Here is a 3,245-nt window from a genome sequence, read left to right on the forward strand (position 1 = left end):
CAGCGATGCCACCGCGGTAATTAATTCCGAGCACCATATCAAGCGCGAGGCGGATGCCGATTTTACCGTGCGCAACATTGCCGACGCCGTTAGCATCCTTACCACGGTCACCAATGCTTTAAGCTTATTCTTAACGTCTATGGCCGCTATCGCTTTATTGGTAGGCGGCATCGGCATTTTAAATATTATGCTGGTTACCGTGGCGGAACGCACCCGTGAAATCGGCTTGCGCAAAGCCGTAGGCGCCTCAAATGCGGCAATCCTCCGGCAATTCTTGCTTGAAGCTGGACTGTTTACTTTAATCGGCGGTTTAATCGGCATAGTTCTGGGGGCGATAATTTCATATTTGATTTCTCTTTTAATGGATTATTTGGGTTATGATTGGGCTTATGTTATTTCCTTGACTTCAGTGGTTTTAGCTATCGGCGTTTCAATTTTAACCGGCGTGGTTTTCGGATTGTACCCGGCGCTTAAAGCCGCCCGGTTAAATCCGATAGATGCTTTAAGATATGAGTAAACTTTAAAAACTTTTTTAGAAAAAGTTTTTAATATTTTCAAAAAATATAAGGTATTAAGTTAAAATTTAATAGCGAGCAAAGCTCTACGGCCATTAAATTTTAACTTAATTATAGATATGCTTACTGCCTTCCGACAATCTATTAAATCTTTAATTACCAATCCGGTCCGTACCGTGTTGACAACTTTGGGCATCATAATCGGCATCGCCACGGTGATTTTGGTTTTATCGGCCGGCGAAGGCTTTCGCAGCTTAATTAATGATCAGGTAAAAACCTACGGCAGCAATACTTTATTCGCGGAGACGCGGGTTCCGCCAACCACAAAAAATCGTAATGCCAGCGCGGCCAGCGCGGACCTTAGCCGAGCGGCTTCAGCTGTGGCTATCACTACTTTGAAAAATCGCGATTTGGATGAAATTAAGCGCTTGCCCAACGTAGTGGGCGGTTATGGCATGGTAGTGGGGCAGAAAGTGGCCAGCTACCGTGATAATGCCAAAAGCATTTTATTTTATGGCGCTTCGGCCGACCGCTTTGATATTGATAAAGGCACCCTAAAACAAGGCAGATTTTATACCATGGCCGAAGAGGCGGGCGCGGCCCAGGTGGCAATTTTAGGCAGTAATTTAGCCTCCGATTTATTCGGCCAGGATGATCCGGAGGGAAAATTTTTCCGTTTGGACGATTTGAATTTCCAGGTAATAGGAGTTTATAATTCACGCGGCGGCCTGGGCGGAGGCGAAGACGATTCGCTCTATATTCCGTTAAATACCGCGCAGAAAAAAATATTGGGCATTAATTACGTGGTGGCGCTTGTCATTGAAATGAAAGATGCCAAGCTGGGCGATGCCACAGCCGAAGACGTTACAATGGTTTTACGCCGCAACCACAATATAACCGATCCGGCAAAAGATGATTTTGTCGTGCAAACCATGGCGCAAGCCATGGAAAGTTTTAATACTATTTTCAACGGCATCACGCTTTTGCTGATTGCCATCGCGGCCATCTCTTTAGTGGTGGGCGGGGTGGGCATCATGAATATCATGTATGTGTCCGTGACCGAGCGCACCTCGGAAATCGGCTTGAAAAAAGCCGTGGGCGCCAAACCAACCGATATTTTAAATGAATTTTTAATTGAATCGGTTTTGGTAACGCTTTTGGGCGGGGTAATCGGCATCGCGCTCGGCTCTTTGCTTGGCGCGCTGGTAGCCGTAATTGCCTCGGCCAATAATTTGGTTTGGGCTTTCTCCGTGCCGCTTTATGCCATTGCTTTGGCTTTTAGCGTGGCCGCCGTTTTAGGCATAGGTTTTGGCGTTTTGCCGGCGCGGGCGGCGGCCGCCATGGATCCGATTGAAGCCCTAAGATACGAATAATTTTCAAAATATGAAATTAGCCGGTAAAATTTTTAAAATAGTTATTTTTTTAGCCATTATAGTCAGCGCTACTCTTTATTTCAGTAAAGACCTTAATTTAGCCATAGAAAATTTTAGTAAAATAATCAGCCCTTGCGACAAGCCGATTGCTTATTCAATCGGTGATTTAGACAAGCGGTTCGGCTTAAGCGAAGATGATTTGATAAAAGCCGTAAACCAAGCGGCGCAAATCTGGGAAGAAGGAGCGGGCAGGAAGTTATTCAGCTACTCGGAGGCCGGCAGTTTAAAAATTAATTTAATTTACGATTCACGCCAGGATTCAACCGTAAAATTAAATAATTTAGGCATTAATATCAGCAAAGATAAAGCCACTTATGAAGCTTTAAAAAATAAGTATGATGTTTATTATAAAAATTACAATACGCAAAAAAAAGAGCTGGATGATTTAGTAAATTATTATAACCAGCAGAAAGCCAATTATGAAGACGAAGTTAAAGCGGCTAACCGGCGCGGCGGCGCCACGCCGGATGAGATAGCCATTTTAGAGCAGGAAAGAAAAGACCTGAACGTTTTGGCAGCGTCAATTCAGGCAAAACAGGGCGAATTTAATAAAACCGTTGACGACCTTAATGCCTTGGCTAATGTAATCAACCGGCTGATTTATGAATTAAATTTAAATGTAAGCAATTATAATACCATCGGTTCCAGCGCGGCCGGAGAATTCCAGGAGGGCGAATATATTAGCGATGCCGCCGGCGTAAGAATAAATATTTATCAATTTGACAGCCGCGAACTATTGCTAAGGGTTTTGGCACATGAGCTCGGGCACGCTTTAGGCCTGGAGCATGTGGACAATCCGCAGGCCATCATGTACCGGCTGAACGAAAGCGGCAATGATAAATTAACAGCCGATGATTTAAAAGAATTAAAAGCCGTATGCAAGATAAAATAAATTTTTATGTCTGAAAATATAAATGGCAACCCATCATTTAAAATCGCGACTTTCAATATTCAGCTCGGCGTTAAAGTAACTCGCGGCTATTGGCAGTATCTGCTTTCGAGCTGGAAATATTTTTTCGGCCATACCATGGATTTCCAAAAAATCAACAAGTATATTGAATCCGAAAAGATTGATATTATCGCTTTTACCGAAGTGGGCGAGCGGCTGAAGACCGGCGGAGACGTTTTAAACGATGATTTAATCGCGGCTTTAAGCGGTTTTGATGAAAATGTGCAAGCCAATTATAGGCTATGGAAGATTTTTAAATTCGGCAACGCCATTAGCACCAGATTTAAGATTTTACATTTTAAGGAGCATTATCTGTCGGATAAAAATAAAGGCCGACTTTTATGCAAG

The 3,245-nt window shown here is 43.4% G+C and carries 4 protein-coding genes; all 4 read left to right on the top strand.

Features of this window, described 5'->3' with window-relative positions; genetic code table 11:
• Positions 1-517, top strand: a 517-nt coding sequence (locus PHQ42_05320) for an FtsX-like permease family protein (protein MDD5072121.1), incomplete at its 5' end; no start/stop codon positions are given.
• Positions 518-634: 117 nt separating this feature from the next.
• On the top strand, positions 635-1,888 hold the full coding sequence (locus tag PHQ42_05325; GenBank protein ID MDD5072122.1) for an ABC transporter permease: 1,254 nt from the start codon (positions 635-637) through the stop codon (positions 1,886-1,888).
• 10 nt (positions 1,889-1,898) lie between these two features.
• On the top strand, positions 1,899-2,840 hold the full coding sequence (locus PHQ42_05330; protein MDD5072123.1) for a matrixin family metalloprotease: 942 nt from the start codon (positions 1,899-1,901) through the stop codon (positions 2,838-2,840).
• A gap of 6 nt (positions 2,841-2,846) precedes the next feature.
• Positions 2,847-3,245 (top strand): hypothetical protein (locus tag PHQ42_05335; GenBank protein MDD5072124.1); only part of this gene is annotated, 399 nt, incomplete at its 3' end.

The organism is Patescibacteria group bacterium, assembly GCA_028711655.1.
Taxonomy (GTDB): domain Bacteria; phylum Patescibacteriota; class Patescibacteriia; order Patescibacteriales; family JAQTRU01; genus JAQTRU01.

Bases quoted from the DNA above. Each gene is read 5' to 3' on its own strand.
- PHQ42_05325 (MDD5072122.1), top strand. From the start codon at position 635: ATGCTTACTGCCTTCCGACAATCTATTAAATCTTTAATTACCAATCCG.
- PHQ42_05330 (MDD5072123.1), top strand. From the start codon at position 1,899: ATGAAATTAGCCGGTAAAATTTTTAAAATAGTTATTTTTTTAGCCATT.